The sequence below is a fragment of the Methanosarcina sp. genome (assembly GCF_049706645.1).
GTDB lineage: Archaea > Halobacteriota > Methanosarcinia > Methanosarcinales > Methanosarcinaceae > Methanosarcina.
This window is the reverse complement of record NZ_JBNAKP010000010.1, coordinates 76930-103149: the sequence shown is the minus strand read 5'-3', so window position 1 is coordinate 103149 and position 26220 is coordinate 76930. Positions and strand designations below refer to the sequence as shown.

General features: G+C 42.1%; 15 protein-coding genes. 10 read left to right on the top strand and 5 right to left on the bottom strand.

Annotation, left to right across the window (positions count from 1 at the left end; genetic code table 11):
* Positions 1-562 precede the first annotated feature (562 nt).
* The 8 genes from ACPK8D_RS03900 (at position 563) to ACPK8D_RS03865 (ending at position 17928) form a co-directional block, all read left to right on the top strand.
* Positions 563-1912 carry a right-handed parallel beta-helix repeat-containing protein gene (locus ACPK8D_RS03900; protein ID WP_424716644.1) on the top strand — a complete coding sequence of 450 codons (1350 nt, stop codon included), beginning with the start codon at positions 563-565 and terminating at the stop codon, positions 1910-1912.
* A gap of 589 nt (positions 1913-2501) precedes the next feature.
* Positions 2502-4484: a DUF460 domain-containing protein gene (locus ACPK8D_RS03895; protein ID WP_424716531.1), complete on the top strand. Its 1983-nt coding sequence runs from the start codon at positions 2502-2504 to the stop codon at positions 4482-4484.
* Between the two features lie 246 nt (positions 4485-4730).
* Positions 4731-5492, top strand: a complete 762-nt coding sequence (locus ACPK8D_RS03890; protein WP_424716643.1) for a UPF0280 family protein — start codon at positions 4731-4733, stop codon at positions 5490-5492.
* A gap of 322 nt (positions 5493-5814) precedes the next feature.
* On the top strand, positions 5815-10500 hold the full coding sequence (locus ACPK8D_RS03885; RefSeq protein ID WP_424716530.1) for a PAS domain S-box protein: 4686 nt from the start codon (positions 5815-5817) through the stop codon (positions 10498-10500).
* A gap of 52 nt (positions 10501-10552) precedes the next feature.
* Positions 10553-14437, top strand: coding sequence for a PAS domain S-box protein (locus ACPK8D_RS03880; RefSeq protein ID WP_424716529.1), 3885 nt, complete (start codon positions 10553-10555; stop codon positions 14435-14437).
* A gap of 543 nt (positions 14438-14980) precedes the next feature.
* Positions 14981-16810 (top strand): aldehyde ferredoxin oxidoreductase family protein, encoded by a 1830-nt coding sequence (locus ACPK8D_RS03875; protein ID WP_424716528.1) that lies wholly within the window; start codon positions 14981-14983, stop codon positions 16808-16810.
* A gap of 113 nt (positions 16811-16923) precedes the next feature.
* A complete protein-coding gene (locus tag ACPK8D_RS03870) occupies positions 16924-17208 on the top strand; it encodes a MoaD/ThiS family protein (protein ID WP_424716527.1) in 285 nt (94 codons plus the stop codon).
* Positions 17209-17454: 246 nt separating this feature from the next.
* Positions 17455-17928, top strand: a complete 474-nt coding sequence (locus tag ACPK8D_RS03865; RefSeq protein ID WP_424716526.1) for a universal stress protein — start codon at positions 17455-17457, stop codon at positions 17926-17928.
* Positions 17929-18255: 327 nt separating this feature from the next.
* Here the strand turns inward: ACPK8D_RS03865 and ACPK8D_RS03860 are convergent, their stop codons facing one another.
* From ACPK8D_RS03860 to ACPK8D_RS03845, 4 genes are all read right to left on the bottom strand, one after another.
* Positions 18256-18819, bottom strand: a complete 564-nt coding sequence (locus ACPK8D_RS03860) for a cysteine hydrolase family protein (protein WP_424716525.1) — start codon at positions 18817-18819, stop codon at positions 18256-18258.
* A 576-nt stretch (positions 18820-19395) separates the two neighbouring features.
* Entirely contained in the window at positions 19396-21375 is a 1980-nt protein-coding gene (locus tag ACPK8D_RS03855; protein WP_424716524.1) for a M3 family oligoendopeptidase, read from the bottom strand.
* A 362-nt stretch (positions 21376-21737) separates the two neighbouring features.
* The gene (locus ACPK8D_RS03850) at positions 21738-22631 is read right to left on the bottom strand and encodes a mechanosensitive ion channel family protein (protein ID WP_424716642.1); all 894 of its coding nucleotides are present in this window, start codon (positions 22629-22631) and stop codon (positions 21738-21740) included.
* Between the two features lie 2 nt (positions 22632-22633).
* A complete protein-coding gene (locus tag ACPK8D_RS03845; protein WP_424716523.1) occupies positions 22634-23377 on the bottom strand; it encodes a DUF432 domain-containing protein in 744 nt (247 codons plus the stop codon).
* Between the two features lie 142 nt (positions 23378-23519).
* Between ACPK8D_RS03845 and ACPK8D_RS03840 the strand changes: the two genes are divergently transcribed.
* On the top strand, positions 23520-23660 hold the full coding sequence (locus ACPK8D_RS03840; protein ID WP_424716522.1) for a hypothetical protein: 141 nt from the start codon (positions 23520-23522) through the stop codon (positions 23658-23660).
* On the opposite strand, the gene corA is transcribed toward ACPK8D_RS03840, so the two are convergent.
* Entirely contained in the window at positions 23638-24702 is a 1065-nt protein-coding gene (gene corA / locus ACPK8D_RS03835) for a magnesium/cobalt transporter CorA (RefSeq protein WP_424716521.1), read from the bottom strand. The genes ACPK8D_RS03840 and corA overlap by 23 nt on opposite strands.
* A gap of 299 nt (positions 24703-25001) precedes the next feature.
* On the opposite strand from corA, the gene ACPK8D_RS03830 reads away from it, so the two are divergent.
* A complete protein-coding gene (locus ACPK8D_RS03830; RefSeq protein WP_424716520.1) occupies positions 25002-25922 on the top strand; it encodes a mechanosensitive ion channel family protein in 921 nt (306 codons plus the stop codon).
* Positions 25923-26220: the final 298 nt, after the last annotated feature.

Here is a 26220-nt window from a genome sequence, read left to right as displayed (position 1 = left end):
AATCCCTGAATTTTATCTCTTTCTGATTCCTGGATTATATTCTTAAATTCCAGGTCCTATTCTTAAATTCCAGATCCTATTATAAATTCAGGACTTTATTTTTAAATTTTCGACCTTGCTGTTAAATTCTAGAGTTTCTGGAATTACTTTCCTTAATTCATTAGAAACCCATTAGAAACTCATTAGAAACTCATTAGAAACTCATTCAAAACTCATTCGAAACTGATTAGAAACTATTAGAAAATTAATTAAAAATTCATCAGTAGTCTATTCAATCCCTTTCGGATTTATCGAGCTGTAACACTTTATGTTATGTGTACAGGTAATTTCTTGTGGGCCGAGCATTGAAATTCTTTTTTACAAAGATAATTCAGGCACGGAAAAAGAAAAACTGCACGGTTGATTTTTCAGTAAACTATCTCCTGATTATCATTTGCGTTATAGATTTATGTCTTTATTTTGATATTATTCTAATCCAATATATTCATATGGTTTAATGTTTAAATTCTAGCCTATTAATAAAAGCTTAAATAATAATTTACATTGAATGCGGGGGATTTAAATAAACAGGTTTGTCAGCTTAGCTGTAGCTTTTCTTATTTTCACATTAGGCTCGAGTACAGGGACTGCGGTCGAGATTCTCGTCCAGCCAGGAGAATCAATACAGGGCGCGGTAAATAATACAAGTTCGGGAGATGTAATAATTGTAAAACCCGGTAATTATACCGAGAACATAATAATCGGTATACAAAACCTGACAATAAGGTCAGAATCCGGGAATCCTGAGGATACAATAGTTACGGCAAACAACCCTAAAGTAAATGTATTTCACATACGAGCAAATAATACAACAGTTAACGGGTTTAAAGTCCGATCAACCCAATACGCCCAGGTAACAGGGGTCCATCTAGCCGGATGCAGTTACTGTACCATAAGTAACAATGACCTTTCGGAAAATTATTTCGGGCTATATCTGAGTAACTCAAAAAATAATACGATTTCAGACAATAAAATGAACCTGAGCGAGAAATCCGGAATTCAGCTCATGCACTCGGAAGGGAATATACTCTCAAATAACAGTGCCGATTCAAACCGTCACGGAATTATTCTGGAGAATAATTGCAGTAACAACAACCTGACCGGGAATCTGGTAAGCTCGAATGCGGGTCACGGTTTTTACCTTATAAATTCAAGCAGCAACAATCTCAATAATAATACGATAAGCAGGAACGATATGGGAATTTACCTGACAAATTCAAACCTGAGTATAATTTCAGGGAATAATCTCTCGGAGAATATCCGGTACGGAATGTGGATATCACATTCAAATTACAGTATAATCTCCGGAAATACGGTTAATGAAAACATATGGGGTATTCGTCTGAATTTCTCGGATAACAGTACGCTTTCCGGAAATATTCTTGCTTTCAATTATATCTCAGGTCTTTCCATGTGTCCAGCCTGTGATAACAACACTATATTCAATAATTATCTCAATAATACTCTGAATGTACACGTCGGAAACAGGAGAAATACCTGGAATACAGTAAAGAAGGCAGGTACAAACATTGTCGGAGGTCCTTATATGGGAGGCAACTTCTGGGCAAGCCCCGACGGGACAGGTTTCTCTCAAACCGCGCCGGATAAGGATGAAAACGGCATTGCAGATGTAAAGTATAATGGAACGAACTTTACCGATTACCTGCCTCTTGTACCTGTATCCGATCCACAGCAGCAGACGCCTCCTGTTGCAGATCCGGGTACAGATCTTTTAAGTCCCGGCATGGATCTTACAAATTCCGGCCCTGAGCTTACTGACATTACTGCCTCAAAAACGGCTAAGACTCCTGTGCCTGCAAAAAGCAGCTCAAAGGATGACAATGCCATAGAATCGGCTGATAGTAAGCGATAAACCGTGGCAAAAACTGAGAATAACAGCCAGCAGTACTAAGTGGAGATAAAAAGAAAGTGGAGATAAAAAGAAAGAAAATATCGATGTTTGATGTATGAAACAGATATTTATTTTTGGTATAAAAAGATAAAATTTGATCAAAAATAATGGATGGAAGGCTAATCATCCTTTCACCCTATTTTTGCACATTTGTGGGTTAGTAAATCGAGTTTTTCCATATTAAAAAATAGATCGAAGAGAATAAGCTACCGGAATGTAGACACTGAGGAGTGGGTATTCTGTATACTGACAAGAATTAGTCGGAGTGCTAAGAAATAAAATATCAGGCTACTGAGGACTGTCGCTGACGAGTGATTAAAACCGAAGCAGATAATCTTGAAAAAAGTTTATTATTTACAGACCAAAAGAAGTCTGCTCTACTCTATTCGGGCATCGGCTGAAAAATCTATCGGGTTGTACCCATAGGTTGTACCCATCTATCCTGAATTCGCGATAAATAACTCTGCAAATCATATTAGTAAATAGATTTAAATAATAAAAAAGAATGCAGTTAAATATATATTCTATAAAAAATAAAATATAGAGGCTCATGCAAAAAAGGATTATCTACGGAATTGATATTGCCCGGGGCTCTCCCAGGGCAAGGGAACTTCCCAGGTATGCACTAGCTATCCTTAAGGACGGGGAAGTTTCCCATCAAAGTATGCTCCGTCGCCAGAAGATCTTTAACATGATCCAGAGGGAAAGGCCGGAGATAATAGCTGTTGACAATATTTTCGAGCTCGCAGCCGATAGAAGCGAGCTCCTTTCTCTTATGGAACGGCTGCCTGATGGCGTTAAACTTGTTCAGGTCACAGGTGGGCTGCATCCTGAACCGCTTGTCAGGCTAGCACGGAAACACGGGTTTTCTTTTGACCCTGAAAACCCGAATGATGAAGCCGAAGCATGTGCCCGCCTTGCAGATATGGGGGTTGGGCATGAGGTTTCCCTCTTTGAAGATATTACAAAGATTAAAGTCAGCAGAGCCCGTTCCCTTGGAAGGGGAGGCTGGAGCCAGAACAGGTACCGCAGGAAGGTACACGGAGCTGTGCTGCAAAGAAGCAGGGAGATTGAGAATGCCCTGAGAGATCTCTCCAGGGAAAAAGGCATCAGGTTCGAAGCCGTAAATGTAAAAGGTTTCGGAGGGTATGTCAGATCTGAATTCACTGTTTATGCAAAACGCGGAGAGATACCGATACATCCAATGGCAAGCAACGATGCTCAGGTAAGCGTAAGAAGCGTTGAACGCGATAAAATCCGGTACGTTCCCCTTAGACCGAAGAACACTAGACGTAAGTTTACGATCGTGGGAATCGACCCCGGAACAACTGTGGGAATAGCAATTCTCTCTCTTGATGGAGACCTTCTCTACTTGAAAAGTTTCAGGGGAATAGCTCCTGACGAAGTGGTCAAGCTTATCGCGGAGTACGGAAAGCCTGCAGTTATAGCAAGTGACGTAACTCCAATGCCGGGTTCGGTTGAGAAAATCAGAAGGAGTTTCAATGCAGTCCCTGCAAGTCCCGGGATCGAGGTTTCTGCCGAGGAAAAAATTGCGCTTGGAAAGACTTTTGGCTATTCAAATGACCATGAAAGGGATGCACTGACTGCGGCTCTTCTCACCTACAGGAGCTACAAGAATATCTTTACCCGAATTGAAAAGAAAGCCCCGCAGAATTCAGACCTCGAGCTGATTAAGTTTCATGTAATCCGTGGAGCTTCAATAGAAGCTGCAATTGAAAAAGTCCGGGCCTCAGGTGAGCCTGAAAAACCAAAATCGAGAGAGCGTGCCGAAAAGCCGGAAGACAGGCCAGTAGATGAATCACTCCTTAAAATCAGGGAAACTGTCCAGCGGCAGAACGAGCAGATTCAGAACCTGCAGGCATATCTTGAGGAATTAAAAGAAGAACTGATTGCAAAAGACAGGAAGATCTCAAAACTTGAGTCAAGGCTGAACAGCTTCAAAAAGGAAGCCTACAGCGAAGTAAGGAAATCAAAAGAAATCCAGATAAGGGACGAAAACATTGAAAACCTGAAAAAAGAGCTCAGCCATAAAAACAAAACCGTAAAAGAGCTGCGGCGCAGAAGCAACAAGCTGCGTAAAATCCAGAAGATGGAAGTCCGCGGCGAAGGCACGGCTGTTAAAGTTATTGCCGCCTTTACGAAGGAATCCATTGCCGAGACAAAGGAAAAATACGGGCTTAAGACAGGCGATGTAGTTTTTCTGGAAAATCCAAGCGGAGGCGGAGCCGCAACAGCTCAGATCCTGGTAGAAGCCGGAGTCCGTGCCGTACTCATCCCTGAGGACATTTCGCACGCAGCCAGTGAAACCTTCTTTAAAGGAGATGTGCCGGTCTTAAAGGATGTCCCGCTTGAAAGGGCTGAAGACTTTGCAATGGCCGAACCCGCAACCCTCAAAGCCGCAATCGCAGCCTGGGAAAAAGAAGCCGATGAAAAACGCCACAAAGCCAAACAGGACGAATTGCAAAGTCTCTTCGAGGAATATAGAAGTGAAAGGCGCAGGGGCCTGGTTTAAGAAAATTTTTAAACCCCTTTGCCTTCTACGGATTTTCACTCAAACCTTCTAAAAACAGGCTTGCGACCACCCCTTCACTACTTTTTCGCTCAAACCTGTTTTGAAACCGTTGCGCTGAAACCGTTGCACCGGTTTATCACACCGTTAAGTCGTTTTCGCTCAAGCCTTTTTTGAAAAGGCTTGTGAAAAGGCTTGCGGGAACTCGGGAGCACCTATTTTTTAAGCAATAAATCCTATCTGGATCTCATGCCAGATCCCATGAAAGAGCCCGCTAAAGAGCCTGCCAGTTCCCCGATTAAAGAACATTTCCAGCTCAAGGAAACCATAGTTACGATTGCGGCCAACAACCAGGCCCATATCGAAGCTGCAAAAGAAGCGATCCGCATCCACAGGGCAGCCCTTGAGACGTATATTCTATCCGACCCTTATTTTCAGCTTACTCTCGAACCCTATGAATGCCCGGAAAATGCCCCTGAAGTTGTAAGGAGGATGATAAAAGCCGGAAACACTATGAGTATAGGCCCAATGAGTGCGGTTGCAGGTACGATTTCGGCGCTTGCAGTGGAAGCGATGGTTGAAGCCGGGGCCAGATACGCTATTGTCGATAATGGAGGGGATATCGCACTCATCAATGACAGGCCTGTTGTGGTTGGGATCTACGCGGGACAGTCCCCCGTAAAAAACCTGGGCCTGGTTTTCGAGCCCAGAGACTCGATTACAGGCGTATGCACCTCAGCAGGGACGGTTGGCCCCTCGATCAGTTTCGGGATGGCGGATGCAGCTGCAGTGTTCTCGGATGACGTTTCCCTGGCGGATGCAGCTGCAACGGCTCTTGGAAACGAGGTCGGCATCGGAAAGGAATCAGTAGAAGATTCTTTCAAAGCCGTAAAGGGGATTCCGGGAATAAGAGGGGCACTTGTGATTCAGGGGGAATACATCGGCATGTGGGGGCAGGTGCCAGAGATAGTACAGGCCGATGTCAGGTACGAATATATAACTAAAGCATGATTATTTTCTAAAGCTCGAGATTCACCTGAAAATTTAAAATTTTTATATATTTGAAGAACTTCTTTATGAGTTCTTTAGGAAAATAGCTTCTTGGCTTAATGTTAACGAGGTCAGGGTAAAAACGTTCATATACTAGCAATTTTATTTCTAAAGATATATTAAAATTACAAGGTAGAACGATTCTTTTTTTAAAAATATTTGGGGGTATATTTGCTAATTTGCCAGGAGCTTCAAAAAAGTTCCCTAGTCTCAAAATTAATTGCTAATATAGAATGTAATATAATCTTGAAAGATTATGTTTAGTTGTTGGGAAAGGTACAGAATGAATGAAAAACTGAGAATATCTGGTATCGATATTATTGGAGATTTGCCCTGGGGAGTACACTTCTGCCAGTTCTACCGGACAAAGGAAGATTTGACGGAAATACTTGTTCCTTACTTCAAAGCAGGACTGGAAAATAATGAATTTTGCCTGTGGATCACAACATACCCTCTAGATTCGGAAGAGGCAAAGGAAGCCTTGAGAAAAACGATTCCTGACCTTGATATTTATCTGGAAAATGGCCAAATTGAAATTATTCCCTACAATGATTGGTATATAAAAGAAGGCATTTTCGATTCGGAAAGAGCTTTAAATGGCTGGGTTGAAAAATTCGATCAAGGTCTGGCAAGAGATTATGATGGGCTGAGGTTGGGCGGTAATTCTTTTTGGCTGAAAAGAGAGGATTGGGGTAATTTCGTTTATTATGAGAAAAAAGTGGACACTATTATTAGAAACTACCCTATAATAGCTCTATGTACCTATTCTCTCGATGCGCACGATGTAACTGAAACCATAGATATTGCCTCAAATCATCAATTCACTCTGGTTAAAAAGGAAGGAAAATGGGAGCGAATAGAAAATTCCGGGCGGAGAAATCTCACAGAGAGTAAGACGACCGAGGAAATTATGCCTCAGAATAAGCAGAACATCAGGCTGAAAGCGGGAAATATGCTCCCGCCTGCCAGAGAGGTGGCGAACCTGGAGCTGGCAGACATCATTGATGCCAGGGTGATCCAGTACCTCATGGATGACTTATATAAGCTTGCTCACATTACTATGGCCCTGGTTGATCTCAAAGGCAACGTTCTGGTAGGGGTTGGATGGCAGGACATCTGCACAAAATTTCATAGGATTCACCCCGACGCCTGCAAGCATTGCGTGGAAAGCGATATAAAGCTATCCTCGGGTGTTCCCCCTGGAGAGTTTAAGCTTTACAAGTGCAAAAACAATATGTGGGATATAGCTACCCCAATCATTGTGGGTAACCAGCACGTCGGCTATGCCTTTTCAGGGCAGTTCTTTTTTGAGGACGAGCCTCTGGACTATGAGCTTTTCCGGTCTCAGGCCAGACACTATGGATTCAATGAAGAGGAATATATAGCCGCGCTTGAAAGAGTTCCGAGGTTGAGCCCGACGGCTGTGGACACAGGCATGTCTTTCCTTACGACGTTTGCCAATATGGTCTCGAAGCTAGGCTACAGCAATCTCAAACTTGCCCAGTCGCTGGCAGAACGCGAGACACTGGTTGACGCACTGCGAGAGAGCGAGAAACGTGAGCGGGCTCGCTCGGAGGAACTTGAAGCAGTATTGGATGCCGTGCCTGTTACTGTGTTTATAGCACATGATCCCCAGGCGCTTCAGATAACTGGTAACCGCCTCTCCTATGAATGGATACGTATTCCTGTGGGTACAAATTTTTCCAAGTCCGCTCCTGAAGGAAAGAGGCCCGAGATCTTTAGTTTATTTAAGGACGGGGTGGAGATACAGCCTGCAAATATGCCGTCGCAGATGGCTGCTGCAGGCATAGAGGTAAACGACTTCGAGCTGGAGATTATATCTTCTGATGGTGAAATACGGCACGTATTGGGCAATGCAAGGCCCTTGCGTGACGAGCAGGGAAACCTACGCGGATCTATTTCTGCATTCATAGACATTACCGAGCGCAAGAAGGCTGAGGAAACTATAAGATTATCAAATCTTTATAATCGCAGCCTTATCGAAGCCAGCCTTGATCCCTTAGTAACAATTGGGCCAGACGGAAAAATAACTGATGTCAATAACTCCACTGAAACAGTTACAGGCCGTTCTAGAGACGAACTTATAGGCACCGACTTCTCAGACTATTTCACTGAGCCTGAAAAAGCCAGAGAAGGTTATCAACGTGCGTTCAAGGAAGGGTTGGTCCGTAACTATTCTCTCGAAATTCAACATAAAGATGGGCATATAACTCCTGTTTTATATAATGCCTCAGTCTACAAAGACGGAGCTGGCGAAATAATTGGGGTCTTTGCTGCAGCACGTGATATTTCCGAACTTAAAAAGGCAGAAGAAAAAATTCGAACACTTGCGAACGCTGTGGAGTCATCTGATGATGCAATTCTAACTAAGTCTCTTGATGGTATTATTACCAGCTGGAATAATGGCGCAGAGAAAATTTATGGATATATGGCTGAAGAAGTTCTGGGAAAAAACATATCCGTACTTGAACCAGATGATTTTAAAGGAGAAACAAAAAAACTAGTTGAAATAATTAAACAGGGAGAAAGGGTTCATCACTACGAAACTTTGCGGATGAAAAAGGATGGAACAATAATAAATGTTTCAGTTACTCTTTCTCCGGTTTTTGGCGCTTCTGGAAAGCTTGTGGCTATCTCTACTATCACCAGAGATATTACTGAGAATAAAAAGGCAGAAGAAGCTCTTAGATTATCAAATATTTACAACCGCAGCCTTATTGAAGCCAGCCTTGACCCACTGGTAACCATCGGGCCTGATGGCAAGATTACGGACGTGAATGGCGCTACGGAACTGGTTACCGGATATTCCATAAATGATTTAATTGGGACTGATTTTTCAGATTACTTTACTGAGCCTGAAAAAGCCCTTGCAGGCTATCAGCAAGTGTTCAACGATGGCGAAGTTCGGGATTATCCTTTGGAGATTCAACATAAAGATGGAAATATAACTCCGGTTTTGTACAATGCTTCAGTTTATAGAGATGAGAATGGTGAGGTTATTGGGGTTTTTGCTGCTGCACGCGATATTACTGAACGAAAAAAAGCAGAAGAAGCTGTAAAAAAAGTGCATGACAATTTGGAAAAATTAGTTAAAGAACGCACAGCAGAGCTTGAAAAGGCTTATGAATCATTGAAAGAAAGTGAACAGGGGCTTGCGGAAGCTCAAAAGATGACTCATATTGGAAATTGGGGTTGGAATCTTGTAACTGGCGAAGTATGTTGGTCTGAAGAGCTATATCGCATATTTGGACGTTCCCCTCAAGAATCAGGCGCAACTTACGACGAATTTCTAACTTATGTACATCCCGATGACCGAGACCGTGTGAATAATGCCATAAAAAAGGGTTTAGATGGAGAACCTATTAAGGGTGACTATAGAATAATTTTAGCTAATGGAGAAGAACGCATAGTCCATACAGAAGCTGAGATTGTTTTTTATGAGGAAAATAACCCTATTCAAGTGAAAGGAACAGTTCAGGACATTACTGAGATAAAAAGAGCAGAAGAACAGATCAAAATCCTGGCAAATATTGTTGAATCATCAAACGATGCTATTGGAACTATGTCTCTAGATGGCATCATTACCAGCTTGAATCAGGAAGCTGAGCAGGTTTATGGTTACTCGGTGGAAGAAGTTTTGGGAAAACCCGTGTCCATCTTTGCTCCCCCTCATTTAGATAAAGAAACTATAAAACTAATTGAAGAGATCAAACATGGGAAAAAAGTCCAACGTTACGAGACCTTACGGTTAAGAAAAGACGGTGTGCCAATATACGTTTCGATAACTCTTTCTCCGGTTTTTGATTCCTATGGAAAGCTTATTGCTGTCTCTTTCATTTCCAGAGATATAACAGAAAGAAAAAAAATAGAAGAAAAACTTCTGGAAAGTGAAGAAAAGTACCGTAACATCGTAGAAACAGCAAATGAAGGCATAAGCATAATTGATGCTGAAGAAAGAATTACTTTCGTCAATAAGAAGATTGAAGATCTGTTTGGTTACAGTTCAGAAGAACTCACTGGCAGACCGATGTGGGACCTTCTCAGTGATGAAAGTAAGGCTATTATCAAACAGAAGTTAGATAAAGGATGGAGTAACGTCAATGAGAGCTTTGAAATTAAATTTATACGTAAAGACGGCTACCCTATCTGGACACATACAAATTCCAAATCTCTTTTTGATAAGGATGGTAAGTTTTTTGGAACTCTGAACCTCCACACTGACATTACAAAGCGAAAAGAAGCTGAAGAAGCTCTCAGGAATTTCGAAATTGCCCGTAAAAAGGAAATCCATCATAGAATCAAGAATAATCTTCAGGTAATCTACTCTCTTCTGGACCTACAGGCTGAGATGTTTAAAGGCAAAAATAATATTCGAGATTCAGAAGTGCTGAACGCTTTCAAAGTAAGCATGGACAGAGTTCTTTCTATTGCCCTTATACATGAGGAATTGTACAAAGGTGAAAATATCGATGTGCTTAACTTTTCTCAATACATCAAGGAATTAGCTGATAATCTACTCCTGACATACAGGCTCGGAACCGATGTTAGCTTAAATCTCGATCTGGAAGAGAACCTTTTTTTAGATATGGATGCTGCTATTCCATTAGGGATAATCATCAACGAACTGGTTTCAAACTCCCTCAAATATGCATTTCCTGAAAAGGATAAAGGAGAAATCCAGATCAAACTCCGTAGAGAAGAAAAAGGAGAATACAAAAGCTATGGCTGTAAGAGCTCTGATTTCGTTCTGACAGTTTCCGATAACGGCATAGGGATTCCTGAAAACCTTGATATTGAAGACCTCGACAGCCTGGGGCTTCAGCTTGTAACTTCCCTTGTAGATCAATTAGATGGGGAACTTGAAGTGAAAAGAAACAATGGGACTGAATTTACTATCAAGTTTACAGTAACAGAAAAAGATAAACAGGCATTAAATCCAGCAATATAAATGAATAAAAAGGTTCGGCATATTCGCCTAAGAGAGGGAGCCTGAGGGGAAAATGAAAGATAAAATGGGGCAATCTCCAGCTATAAATCCAAATCCTGTGCTCAGTGTTGGAAAGGACGGTACTGTTCTTTACTCAAATAAGGCAGGCGACCCCTTGTTGTATGAGTGGGGCGTGAGAGTAGGAGAAAAATTGCCTTCGAGCATCGGAGATATTGTGCGAAGGGTAATTTCCCGGAATAGCCCGGAAAAAATGGAAGTTAACGCGGGAAAAAGTGTATACCTGGTTATTTTTCACCCCTTATCCATACAAGAGTGTGTAAACATTTCTGGATTCGATATAAGTGACCAGAAAGAGCTTGAAGAAAAGACTCTAGAGAACGAAGAGAAATACCAGAAGCTCTTCAATTTGATTGAACAGGCAGTAGAGATTGGTGAGATCGTTTTTAATGAAAAAGGTCAGCCCATCGACAATATCATTCTTGATGTTAATCTCGCGTATGAAAAGTATTCAGGTCTCAGGCGAGAGCAGATTATAGGTCGGGGTTTCAAAGAACTACTCCCTATAGTCGAGCAGACATGGCTGGATCGCTACGGAGAGGTTGTTCGTACAGGTATGGGAATGCACTTCGAAGAATACAACGCTTCTCTTGGCAAGTGGTTTGAAGTATTTGCAAGCCCGATGGGAGGTAATCGTTTCATTGCGGTCTTTAGCGACATCACCAGGCTCAAGCAGACAGAAGAGGATCTTCTCCAGTCTGAGCAACATTCTCGACTCTTATATGAGACTATGCTTCAAGGTGTGGTCTACCAGGACGCCAGCGGTAAGATAATCTCCATGAATCCCGCAGCAGAGCGTATTCTTGGCAAGACTCCGGCTGAGTTCCTGGGCAGCTCTTCTGTGGGTGAGGAGGACCTTACTATCCGGGAAGATGGCTCTCCGTTCCCGGGACTCGAGCATCCAGCTATGATATCCCTCCGAACAGGAAAGAAAGTTCAAGATGTGATGATGGGAGTTTATAATCCTCGGGAGAACTGCTACCGCTGGATCAATATTAATGCTGTTCCCCTTTTCCGGACTGGAGAAGACAAGCCTTTCCAGGTATATACCCTGTTTGATGATATTACCAAACGCAAGCAAGAAGAACACAGGATGCTCAGATACAATCGCATTCTTGAGGGAATCAATAAAATTTTCAGCAATGTAGTGCAGGCAAAAACAGAAGAAGAACTGGGAAATGCGTGTTTGTCTGTAGCTCTGGAAGTGACCGGCAGCCAGTTTGGTTTCATTAATGAAATGGGCTCTGACGGGCTACTACACGATGTTGCAAAAAGCGAGCTTGGATGGGAACAGTGCCTTATGTCCGACAAAACAGGGCATCGCCGTTCCCCAAGCAATTTTATTATCCATGGTTTGTATGGCAGTGTCATCATCAACGAGAAAAGCTTCTTTACCAATGATCCGCAGTCACATCCCGACAGTATCGGTGTTCCTTGCGGACATCCTCCACTCACGTCATTTCTTGGCGTGCCTCTTGTCCAGAATGGGAAGACAATGGGTGTGATCGCGGTCGCAAACCGCGAAGGCGGCTATAACTGCGAGCAGCAGGAGGATCTTGAAGCTATCGTGCCGGCGGTGACGCAGGCGCTGCAGAGGAAAAAGGCGGAAGAAGCTCTCAGACTATCAAATCTTTATAATCGCAGTCTGATTGAAGCAAGCCTTGACCCACTGGTGACCATTGGGCCTGATGGCAAAATTACGGATGTGAATGGTGCTACAGAACAGGTTACCGGATATTCCAGAAATGATTTAATTGGGACTGATTTTTCAGATTACTTTACTGAGCCTGAGAAAGCCCTTGCAGGCTATCAGCAAGTGTTTACCGATGGCGAAGTCCGGGATTATCCTCTGGAGGTTCAACATAAAGATGGATGCATAACTCCGGTTTTGTACAATGCCTCAGTTTATAGAGACGAGAATGGTAAGGTTATTGGGGTTTTTGCTGCTGCACGCGATATTACTGAACGTAAGAAAACAGAAGAAGCCCTAAAAAAGGCACATGACAATTTAGAAGAAAAAGTAAAAGAGCGTACCTCAGAGCTTGAGAAAGCTTATAACTCTTTGAAAGAGAGTGAAAGAGGTCTTGCTGAAGCTCAAAAGATGGCTCATATTGGAAATTGGGATAATGATCTTGTAATTGGTAAATTACACTGGTCTGAGGAAATGTACCGTATTTTTGGGCGTTCCCCTCAAGAATGCATAACTTATGATAAATTTTTAAGTTACGTACATCCAGAGGACAGGGATTATGTATGTAGCTCAACTGGTGAAGCCTTCGATGGAAAAGTTTATGCTACTGATTATAGAATAGTTCGGCCTGACGGAGAAGAGCGCATAGTCCATTCAGAAAGAGAAGTTATTTTTGATGAGAGAAATAATCCTGTTCGAATGAGAGGGACGGTTCAGGATATTACTGAGCGTGAAAAATCAGAAGAGAAAATTCAGAGCTTAGCGAATATTGTGGAATCGTCAAATGATGCTATTGGAACTATATCACTTGACGGCGTTATTACAAGCTGGAACAAAGGAGCAGAGCAGGTTTATGGTTATTCAGCTAAAGAAATTTTTGGAAAGACCGCTTCCATCCTGGCTCCATCCCATTTAGATGAAGAAACAAAAAAATTAACTGAGATGGTCAAAAAGGGAAAGAAAATCCGCCATCATGAGACTTCACGGTTAAGAAAGGACGGGAAGATAATAGACGTTTCAATAACTCTTTCTCCGGTTTTTGATAGCCATGGAAAGCTGACTGCGACCTCGTTCATTTCCAGAGATATAACCGAAAGAAAAAGAGTAGAAGAAGAACTTCGGGAAAGCGAGGAAAAGTACCGCAATATCGTAGAGACAGCAAATGAAGGTATATGGATACTTGACGCTGAAACAAGGACTACTTACGTCAATGAGAAAATGGCGGAGATGTTAGGATACAGTCAGGAAGAAATGATTGGCAGATCTATACTGGACTTTGCCGACGAAGAATGTAAGACTAACCTCAAACTTAGTCTGGAAAGGAGGCGGAGGGGTGTCAATGAGAGCCACGAATTGAAATTAATACGTAAGGATGGCTCATACTCATGGGTGCTCGTAAATGCTAAATCCCTTCTTGATAAGGATGGCAAGTTTATGGGCTCGATGGGCATGCTCACCGATATTACTGAACGTAAAAAGGCTGAAGAAGCTCTGAAAAATATCGAGATTGCCCGCAAACAGGAAATCCACCACAGAATTAAGAATAATCTGCAGGTAATCTCTTCCCTGCTTGACCTTCAGGCTGAGAAATTCAATAACAGAGAAGATATTAAGGACTCAGAAGTTCTAGCCGCCTTCAGGGAAAGCCAGGACAGAGTAATGTCCATTGCCCTGATCCATGAAGAATTGCATGAAGGCGAAGGAGACAATACCCTGAACTTTTCCCCATACCTTGAAAAGCTCGTTGAGAACCTTTTTCAAACATATAACCTTGGAAATGCTGAGATCAGCTTAAAAACGGATCTTGAAAAAGATATTTTCTTTGACATGGATATTGCGGTCCCATTGGGAATAATTGTTAATGAATTGGTTTCCAATTCATTAAAACATGCATTTCCAGGCAGGAATAGAGGAGAAATTCGGATTAAATTATTCAAAGAAGAGAAAGCCGGAAATTCACCAGGTAGTAATGAAAAAGAAATTACTGGAAAATGTACGGGGTATACCCTGATTATCTCAGATGACGGAGTAGGAATTCCTGGGAAACTTGATTTAGAGAATTCAGACACGCTTGGTCTGCAGCTCGTAAACATTCTTGTAGACCAGTTAGATGGTGAAATCGAGATGAGGAAGGACAAAGGTACCGAATTCGATATAAGAATAAAGGTACAGGAAAGTTCAAAGATATGATCGGTGATATAAGTCACATAAATCAGACATTTATCTTTAAAATTAAAACGGTGTGTGATATTTATTTTTAGATATAATAGTTATTCGTGATATGATAGTCATTCGTGATATGATGTTATTCATGATATGATAATTATTCGTAATATGGTAGTTATTCGTAATATGGTAGTTATTCGTAATATGGTAGTTATTCGTAGATATTATCCTGTAACCCATTATAGTAGCTTATTGACCTGAGACCTGAAAGAGTTCGGTTTTGATGGTTTATACAGTCTATTTTTAAAGGTTTAATAAGTTTAGAGAACTAATAAACAGAATATATTTTTACAACAAATTCTTTTTACGTGAATACTTTTATAAAGGAACTTTAGCATAATTAATACTAATCAAATTGGTTACTCAAATTGGTATTACACTCAAATCATTTCATTACCTGGCAGCTCTCATCAAAACTTCTTTTGAAGGGAGGAAGGGGAAATTGAACCGGAAACCGGAAGATGCCGTTATTTGAATGAAGAAATAAACCTTTGGGGAGGGCTATCTATGTTAGGGGGATACGTAGGAAAAATCCTGGATGTTAATCTTGAAAGTGGAGAGCTTAAGGATATACCGCTTGACGAAGAAGTTCTGAGGATGTACATCGGAGGAAAAGGGCTCGGCCTGAAATTCATATACGATGAGCTCAGAGAGGATATCCAGCCATTTGATCCGGATAATCTTCTGATTTTCATGACCGGTCCGGCTACAGGGGCGAGAGTACCCACGAGCGGACGTTATCACATTCTTACCAGCAAATCCCCCCTGACAGGTGGATTGGGGAGCGGAAACTCGGGAGGAAAATGGGGAACGTATCTGAAATTTGCAGGATATGACGGAGTAATTGTCAGAGGAATTTCGGATAAGCCGGTCTACTTGAGCATTATAAACGGGAAGGCTGAGCTCGTGGAAGCTCCCGAAATCTGGGGCATGACCACAATTAATGTCACGGCTGAACTTATCGACAGGACTACAAAGGATCCCAGAAAAACATCAGTCGCCTGCATAGGCCCTGCCGGAGAAAACCTGATTTCCATGGCCTGTATAATGAACGATGAATACAGGACGGCAGGCCGGACCGGGTCAGGCGCTGTCATGGGCAGCAAGAAGCTGAAAGCAATAGTGGTTTCGGGAAATGAAAGACAGAAACCTGCAAATCCGGAAATGCTTGTCGAAAAAGTTGCAGAGGCAATGAACCTTATTAAGGAAAACCCGGTCACAGGCCCCAAAGGAGGGCTGCATGTCTACGGGACCGCGGTCCTTGTGAATATAGTCAATGCACATGGGGCATACTCTTCAAGAAACTTCCAGAATAGCCATTTCCCTGAGGCCGATGAGCAAAGCGGAGAACGGCTTACTGCAACCTATCTTACAGGTACAAATGGCTGCTGGGGCTGTCCTATTATCTGCGGAAGAAGATCCACTGTTCCCGAGGGCCCCTTCAGCGTCAAATATACCGAAGGCCCGGAGTATGAGACCATTTTCGCTCTTGGGTCCAACTGCGGAGTAAAAGAGCTTGATGCGGTTATAAAAGCCAACCATTACTGTAATGAGTTCGGGATCGACACTATTTCTATGGGAGGGACTATTGCCTGCGCCATGGAACTTATTGAGAAAGGAAAGATCCCTGAAGAGCGTCTGCAGGGCTTAAACCTTAAATTCGGAGATGCAGCGGCAATGGTGGAATGCGTCTGGAGAACGGCATATAAAGCCGGATTCGGAGCAGACCTGGCACTTGGTTCGAAAAAGCTTGCGGAAAAATATAAGGCTCCCGAACTTTCCATAAACGTGAAGGGCATGGAGCTGCCAGCCTATGATCCGCGCTCGATCCAGGGCATAGGCCTGGAATATGCAACCGCAAACCGTGGAGGAGACCATGTCTATGGCTACACGATCCCGGCCGAAATCCTTGGAATTCCGAAAAAGCTTGACCCGTATTCCATTGAAAACAAACCTGAATGGACCATTTTCATGCAGGATACGGTTTCTGCAATCAACTCAACCGTGATCTGCCTCTTTACCAGTTTTGCAATCTGGCTTCCCCAGTATGCAGGCATGCTTCAGGCGATTACAGGCCTGGAGCTTGACCCTGAAAAATTGCTCAGGATAGGAGAGAGAATCACAAACCTCGAACGTGTAATAAACAACAGTTATGGGCTTGGCAGGGCAGAGGACGTCCTTCCAAAGCGCCTCACGGAAGAAACAATAACAAGCGGCCCGTCCAAAGGGCAGGTTTCCCATGTGCCTGAGATGATTGACAGATACTACGAACTCAGGGGCTGGGTTGACGGAAGGCCCACTGAAGAAAAGTTAAAGGAACTCGGAATTGTCCGATAAAAACTGCGGAAAACCCGAAACTACAGTTAGATGCAGCTATCAAAGGCTTCGCCTGCAGGTAAGAGCTGGGTTTATGGGGTTTTCAGACATGGGGTTTCAGACGGGAAGATAAAATGAATGTAAACGTAAAATTCCTGGCCTCGATTCGCGAGATTACCGGAGTGCATGAAATGCCCTTTGAACTTCATCCAAGCGATACGGTTGAAACCCTGCTTAAGGTTCTCGAATCCCACTTCGGAGCGGATTTCAAGGTTGCCGTGGGAAAACCCTTTGAGGACAAGAATCCCAGGGTCAGGTTTCTGGTTAACGGCAGGGATATAGACTTCCTTAAAGGGTCCGGGACGGAATTGAAAGAAGGAGACCTGGTAGTCCTTATCCCGCCTGTTGCAGGCGGATAACGGACGAAACTGAATAGGAAACATAAACTTCAATTAAAAGCCGTAATATCAGGATCGAAGCCAATATACTGAAAAAAAGGTAAGCAAATAACTAACAAACGGCAGATTGGTACTAACTAAATTTACTTTTTTTATATTGCCGAAGATCAAAATCTTCCAAATTAAAAGGTTCCACGGTTTTTTCACTTTACAAACCCCGATGCTGTTATATTTCCTCAAGGAAATAATGTAGTTGAGGGTTTTTATATGGAAATCGTTAATTTTAAGAAAATAATGATTGCAACCGACGGTTCGGCCTGCTCCAGGCTGGCTGTTGACAAAGGGTTAGAACTTGCTCGATTGAGTGGAGGGACAGTTTATGCAATCTATGTGGTCTCAACGGACTACCTGGCTTCTATTGATGGGGATTCCCTTTCTCTGGGTGTGGACCCTTACTGGAAGTCAGTATACGAGGCGTGGAAAAGACAGGGGGAGGAAGCTGTAAATTATGTAAAAGGCTCAGGAGAGATGAAAGGAATCAATGTGGAATCTGTCCTTCTTGAAGGCAATCCCTCATACGAGCTGATCCGGTATGCCGAAGAGGAAAAAATGGATATTATTATCATGGGCACTCTGGGAAAAAAAGGACTGGACAGGCTGCTTCTTGGCAGCGTTGCAGGAAATCTGGTCCGTCACTCTAAGGTTCCTGTTATGGTTATAAGGGATAAGTGTAATTCCTGAGGCTGGGCTCAGGTAAACTATAACTTGCAGCCTCTGGATTTTGCCTTTTCTTCAGGTCTGCACCTTTATTCCAATACTACTGCAAATGGATATCCACCTTTCGTTGATCCCAGCTTTATAGCGGCGTATTTGAAATAATTGCCTTAATATCTGAATTTAACAAAATAAAGCTTTTTAATCTGAATTTAACAGAATAAAGTCTTTTAAGCGCTCTAAAGTTACTTTCCTGAATCATCAAGGAGTTAAACTTATCAGGAGAACTTTCGATATTTAACTTCAGATCTTTAACTTCAGATCTTTAACTTTCGGTCTTTCCATTTTGAGATCTTATTTATACCTTCCCTCAAGTGCATCCTGAATCGGTTTTACGGTCAGGGCTCCGGGGGTTCCTTTCATATTATGGGGCGGCCAGTCTCCAGACTTTATCTCTTCGGAGTTTTCATCATGCTCGTCTTCCAGAAGTAGAATAACTTTTATATCTTTTTCCGGGACATCGTCAACCATTTTTGCTCCGCATTTCGTAAGTTCCCTAAAGGCCTCTCTACCTTTTTCTTCATCGAAAGGCGCTGTACACCCTTTTACGGTATTTGTTCGAAAACCCCTTTCAAGGAAACCCAGGCTATTAATGTATATGCAGACCTCCTCAACCAGACCTGTCATGAATACTTCATCAATTCCCAGCTCTGCAGCTTTCAGTTCGAGTTCGGGATTCATAAAGGCATTGAGGTGATCTTTCGGAAGCCTGATTACACTGACTGTTCCCCCACGTACTACCTTTCTAATTAGCCCGGCTATTTTGTCGATGATTGCTTTTCCCATAGGGGCTACAAGTTTTCCTTCATATAACGTTCCTTTATATTCGTAGGTCTCAAACACAAAATCGTTAGTCATATCTATGATAACAAGAGCTTTCAAAGTTTCACCATTCCTTTTTGAGTCCCATTTCACATTTATCTTTTACCGATCCTGCATTTAATTTATTGCACGAATCAGCATAGACCTGTTCCTGAGTTATTTTCAGTTTCAGCTGTTTTAATTTAGCTGCTAAACCCTCGGAAATTCTTCGGTTCTGAAATTAACTGAGGCCTGAATTGCAAACCACAAAATCCAGCAAAGTATCCTTAGATATAAATCTTTTTTATTTCCTGCAATAATCTTGAAATTTGAATTTCTCAGATTTTATATATGTTCCGAAAAACCGCTACATGCTTGAAGAAAGAATATAAGAGCGTGGTTCGCTGGTTTTTTCTTAGTTCTTCTCACCCCTCTTCAGTCCAGGTTTTCCTCTTCACAATATTATTTTTTCAAGGAATCAAGTAGTATTCAGAATTTGTACGATCAGAATAAATTTAGACATACAAATTTAGACTTATAAATTTAGACTTATAAATTTAGACTTAAAAATTTAGATTGTGAATTATACTTAAACTCATGAATTTAATTCAGAACCTTGGATTAAATTCAGATTTATTCTTCCTTTGCCAGTTTATGCAATTCCTGAATTCTTAACTCGACAATATCCATTGCGTCCTCAAAGAGCTGCCTGTTGATCTTGATCCCGAAATACTTCTTTAGTTTTGCTTCGGGAGGCATTGTAGAACCTGCCGAAAGATAGGCGACATAGTTCTTATTAAAAGTTTCGGGGTCTTCCCTGTACTGTTTGAAGAGGGCGAGGGTTATTGCTTTCGAAACCGCATAATTGAAGGTATAGTAATTGCTTGTCAGGTAAATATGGTTGATATAGGTCCATTCCGCGGAATCTTCAGCGTAATACTCAACTGAAGGACTCCTGTATTCTTTAGAGAGATCGGTCCAGATTGCATTGAGTTCCGCTCCGCTTACCGTTTCTTTTTCTTCGCAGAGCCTGTGGGCTTTATATTCGAACTCCGTAATCAACGGCTGCCTGGTAAAGAAGTTCTGATAGTCGTCGATCTGCTGGGAAAGTACGGCAACTGCAGTATCCCTATCCGAAGTTTCGACAATGTGATCAACAAGAAGCTCTTCGTTGAAAGTGGAAGGGATTTCCATCTCGTAAATCGTGCCTGAGCAGTAGAGATAATCCACGGAATTGCCCATGAGGTAAAAGTTAACGGCATGTCCCAGCTCATGTGTTAGAGTTTTCTGGTCCCTGAGAAGACCGTCGTAATTAATAAAGATCAGAGGCGGAGCTTTCAGGGCGCAGGAATCGGTACAGTAACCCCCTGGCTGCTTCCCGTGTTCAGGGTCAGGATATACATCTACGAAGTTGCCAGTAACCATTTTAAAAAAGATTTCTTTAAAATTTGGGTTCATCCTGGAATAAGATTTCCGAATCTCTTTCAAAGCATCAATGTAGGCATACTTTTTGCCAGGTTGATCCGTCAGCTGCAGCATAAGGTCGTATGGTTTGAGCGCTTCAAGCCCGAGTTTTTTTCTCCTGAACTCATTATAGTCCTCAAATACCCCTTTTCTTTGCTTGAAAACCGCATTCATATCATCAATCTGAACATGGGTAAGATAGAGATTATACAGGGTATAATCATAGAAATCCGTGTATTTCAGCTCCCTTGCGACAAGATCGTCAAGCCGGGCTTTTTGGGAATAGAGAGCTGCCATAGAATCGGATTCGTTTATCAGGTGGTAGAACCTCCGGTCATAACATCTTTTCCTGTTTTCCCGGCTGGGATCGGTTGAAAGTAAAGTATTGTAGGACTGGGAATTTACGGAAAATTTCTCTCCGTTCTCAAGTGTTATCTCTCCTGCCCTTGTCACTTTATTCGTGATTTGTGAAAGCGCTTCGGTCTCCAGCTTCATTCGCTGGTTTTCGAGCTCTGCAAGATACATTGCCTGGGACTCATTCACTGGCCTGTGCTCGGCAAACCTTATGTAGTTAGCTTCAAGATAAGCCCTGTAGGCCTTAAGTCCGGGTTCTTCGGAAAAGAGCCTTTCCCAATCCTCCTTACCGAGCGAGGTCAATTTTACTGTTGCGAAGGCTCTGGCTTTCTTATATTCGGTAAGCAGATCCTGGGCGCTTCCAACAAGAGAAATAAAAAACGATTCGTTCACATTTTTGCTGAGCTGAGTATATGCGTAAGTGTACATAACCTCAAGCGATTTTGAATAATCCTTTTCGCTTTCCAGATATCCAAGTACAGCAGATCCGGACAGATTTTCAAATTTCGGGCGAAATGTTTCATTTATCTCCTGCGGCTTCTTTTTTAATCTTTCAAGTTCTTCCGAAGCATCTTCCCTGCTGCTGAAAAGATATGTATCGTTCCATTCCGTCGTAACTTTATCGGGATCAAGCTCTTCCGACTTAGATTCCTCGTTTATAAATTTAGAGGAATTCCCTGTCTTTTCAGAAGCCCTGCCTTCCGGAAAAACTGCAAAAGACAGTAATGCCCCGAGAGCAAGGGGACCTTTAAACATTCCTGAGGTTATGACCTCTTTAATCGATTTTAATTTCATAAGACCGCCACCCCTGATATGACATCAAATATCCTTTATTATATCCGTTTATTATATCCGTTTATCATATCCGTTTATCATACCAATTCGTTAGGACTCATTGAATTTTTTATGCAAAAATCCCATTAGTGTTATGCAAAATTAATATTATATCACATATAGTAATAGGTTGCCTCATATTAGTCGTAATCCGTTTTTATTTAGAAAAGATGTCTCAATAACTGCGGCAATTGAAATTCTTAATAAGTTACGAGAGCTTTGAGGTTTATGGAGTAAAGATACTCAGGAGTACCGGTTAAAACGAGAAAAAGGAAAAACCTTTGCTACAGCAGCTTTTTGACAGCTCTGCATAAAAGGCTTCCTCAGGCTAAAACCCTTTCCTCATAATTTAATACGCTGTCGATCTCTTTTTCCGGCATCAGTTCTTCAGGAATTTTCTTTGCATCGGTCTGAATACGGATTATGCGCTGCGGTAAAGGAATTTCTATACCGTATTCTTCCAGGGTCTGTTTTATATTCCATAGAATTCTGGTTTTTATCCCGAACCACTCATTCACAGGCGCCCAGATCCTGACAGTGATATTTACCGAACTGTCCCCGAGGTCGCTTACGAAAACCGAGGGAGAGGGATTCAGGAGAGCAAAGGGTTCTTTGTCGATAAGTTCTTTGATAAGAAAAATTGCGGCATTGGCGTCGTCACTGTAACGGATTCTGATTGTATGTTCAAACCGCCTGACAGGATGCCCAACGATGTTTGTGATGTTTGTTGTAAAGACCTGCTGGTTGGGCAAGCGGACAAGTAGCCCATCATAGGTCCTTATAAGTGTTGAAATTATGCGAATATCGGTCACATAGCCTGAGATTCCGCTGATCTCAACCTGATCCCCGATTTTTATGGGTCTTTCGACCATGAGGAAAAAACCAGAAACCAGATTTCCCACAATGTTCTGGCTTGCAAAACCCAGCACAATACCTGCGACCCCTCCTGCCAGCAGGAGTCCTGAAGGATCAAGCCCTATGAGAGGTAGGGCCGAGATAAAAACAATAATGAGTGTGCCGTAATAGAGAAATTTGAGGACAGTTTCGCCCACATCCTTACTGACTTTATCCTTCAGGGACCTGCGCAGGTAAAGTGTCAGAATCCGGGAAAAAAGGACCGAGAAAGACAGGATGAGTACAAATTTCAATAGATCCCCAAGGGTAACCGGAGCCTTTGAGGTATTGTACAGGACAAAATCGAGAAGGTTAACATCCATGATCAAAAGCCCCACCCCATGTAAAACTTAAGGGATGCTAAACCAAGCTTCTGAAGGCTGTAGACCCCGAAAGCTTCTTTCATGGCTTTAAAATCTCTCCGAGGGCTGCTTTTTAGCTCCCCGCTGAGATGCTGCAGCTCAAAACCTGTTTCAGCCGTGTTTCTGTTGAGGATGTCCATGCGCGCTCGCATGAAAACATCGCCATCGTAGTAAAGTTTCATACCGTATGCACTGAAAACCACCTTGGAGATCGACGCCCAATCCGAAGAGGTATTCCGAAGGGTCAGTTCCATAATTCCCTCCTGCAGAGGATTCGGGGACGGAGAAATCGAATATATTCTGCTTTTCCAGTGCTTGCAGAGAACTCCGTTTGAAACCTCCCCATACAGGGTAAATTTCTGCCTTGCCAGGCTCAGCACATCCAGAAGCTGGAGATTTTTTTCTCCCTTATCCGAGATAAAAACGCCTATCTCTATCGGGAAAGTCAGGAAAATTCTTCTTTTTGCTCCTCCCGCAAGAAGCAGGGTTTTCTCAAATTCTATCAGTAGATTTGGGGTAATTTCCTTAGGAGTGTTTAAGGGCTCTACCGGATTTATAATCAGGCACTTTCCATCTCCAAGGATAATTTTCTCTACCTTATCCGTTCCAAGTGTCCTTCTGTACACCCAATGCTCTCCGGTTTTTTCAACGGAAATAGCAATTCCTTCCTGCTCCACTGAAAATGGGGGGTCATAATAGCCGTACATAATATCTCGGGGATTAACATTTTTGGTAATTACCTGAATTTCTTAATATAGATGTATGACATTATAAAAATTTTCATGTTTAAAAACCTTTCCAGAGTAAAGAGAGAAAAGTAGGCAGAAAGTCAGGAGAGAAAAAAGACTGATGAAAAACAAAGAAAAAAATCTGGTGGAAAAGATAATGTTAAAGGGCTTGGAAGGAACGAAAAAGGAAGGAGGATACCGGGAAAAAGGAAGAAGAAGGATGCCGGGAAAAAGGAAGGTCAAACCCATCTCCTTTTCTTAAAATAGGCAAACATGCTGACTCCCAGAAGGGTCATTCCAAACATTACTGCCGGATAACCCCAGCGCCATTTGAGCTCAGGCATGTATTCGAAATTCATTCCATAAACGCCTGCTATGAAAGTAAGGGGAATAAAAATAGTTGCTATGACTGTCAGGACCTTCATAACGTCATTCATCCTGTAGCTTATGCTGGAGAGATAAATGTCAACCATTGAAGCCAAAATATCCCGGAAATCTTCGACTGAATCAATTACCTGGATGGTATGGTCATAGATGTCTCTCAGGTAGATGCGGGTAGTCTCTTTAATAAGATTGGACTCGATCCTTTGCAGGCCATTTATTAGCTCCCGAAGCGGCCAGACGGATTTACGAAGGATAATCATATCCCTTTTATATTTCTGGATAGTCCTGAGGGTTTCAGGCCTTGGCTGTATTACCAACCCCTCTTCAAGATATTCGATTTCGTCCCCGAAGTGCTCAAGAATCAAAAAGTAATTATCGACCACGGCGTCAATCATGCTGTAGGCAAGATAATCCACCCCGTTTTTCCGCAGGCGGGAAGCCGGATTTTCAAATCTTTCCCGTACCGGGTCAAAAACATCCCCCTGCCTTTCCTGAAAAGAGAGGATATAATTGGGGCCGATAATGATGCTTACCTGGTCTACAACAATCTCTTCTCTTTCCGTATCAAGAAGCATCATTTTTAAAACCGTATAGATATACGATTCGTAATCTTCAGTCTTGGGACGCTGCCCTGTATTGAGCACGTCTTCGAGGGTAAGGGGATGGATATCGAAGTAGCCGCCGAGCTTTTCTATAACATCTATCCTATCCAGCCCATCCACATTTATCCATAAATTGATACCGGGCTGGTCCTTAAACTCCAGACACCCCTCAACCGTTTCCAGCTCTCTTTCTATAAGCTTTTCACTATTATAGGCCAGTACCCGGATTACTACCTTTTCGACCTTCTTTTCCCCTACATGGATAAGCGTTCCGGGTGCAAGCCCGGTTTTTGACCCTCTTCTTCCAAAAGTGCCCATGCGTATTTCTCTGCCTCACCTTCTAATAAAAATAGATTATTCAGTAATTAAAGCTCCATTGATTTAAGCCTGTGCACAACCTTTTGTCCTAATATCCTTATTAAGCTTTTGAAGCAGTTTAGCTTATCTTCAATGCAGCCGGATTCTTAATTTAAAATAAGCTTTTTATATGCTTGCAGATAAATATATGTATTATATATTTAATAGAATAAGATGTTAAATATATAAGGGGATTTTTCCGAAAATTGGGGAACTTGGAAAGATCATCAGTTTTAGAACTGGATATAGGGGTGATTAATATGGTTGAAACAGAGATTATGAATAGTTTATACGATATGGTCGATCAATTCATAGCATTTATTCCAACATTAGTAGCCATAATTCTTTTAATTATTATAGGAACAGTGCTTGGAAAATTCCTTGGAAAAATAGGCGCGAAAATACTGGATAGAATAGGACTGGATGACCTGATTGACAGAACTGTGATAGGCGGTATGTTGAGAAGGGCACAGGTGAGTACTATCAGCTTTTTTGAAGCACTCATACGCTGGTTCGTCTACATTATCTTTGCCGTAATCATTCTGGACCTTCTGAATATTGAGGTTGTGAATGAATTCGTCAATCTTGTGATATACTACATCCCGCTTGTGATCTCGGCTATTATTGTCCTGCTCATAGGTCTGCTGATTGTGGATTTCATCAGCGATTTACTCGAGAAGCTGCTTCTGTCAGCCGGAGTAGATGAGAGATTTGAAAGGACACCCATTGGGGCCTCACTCAGGTCCGGAGGGATGACAGTATCAAAGATAATAGCTGGAGTAGTCAGGATATTTGGGTACCTGATCTTCCTCACGGCTGCAGCGGATATCCTGCAGCAGACCATGATTACCGATCTGTTGATAGATATTACTCAGTATCTGCCACGTGTCCTTGTAGCTATCCTGATCCTGGTGATAGGAATTCTTGCTATTGATATAGTGATGGACTACCTGAGCGGTACTGTCAGAGGCATGAAGATAGAAGGGGCAGATATAATCATTCCTCTCCTGAGGGGTTTCCTGCTTCTTATTGTGGTTTTGGTTGCCCTGGATACAATGCTAATTGATACTACCATCGTCTACATCTTCTTCAGGCCGCTTGCATGGGGAGTTGCAATCGTGGTTGCATTCAAGTACGGAGTTAAAGATGCACTTGTTGCATATGCCAGGGAAAGGAAGTAACCCTTCCTTTCATTAATTTTTGATATTTTCTTTCACAAGTCCTGATTAAACCAGTCCTGATCAAACCTATTCTTATTGACCGGATCTATTTTCTGTCTGACCTTTTCTATCTGGGGTAAAACCTAGCTGTAGCCCATAAATGGTAGAATATTAATATATAAATTATGTAATTTATTTTGAATACTCGACTTTTTTCTAACATTAGAAGACTATTTTTTAGGTACTACTCAAAAATAATAATTAAATTATATTTAAAATCCACTTCTCTATAGGTAAGGGTTTTTAAATGGTGACAAAC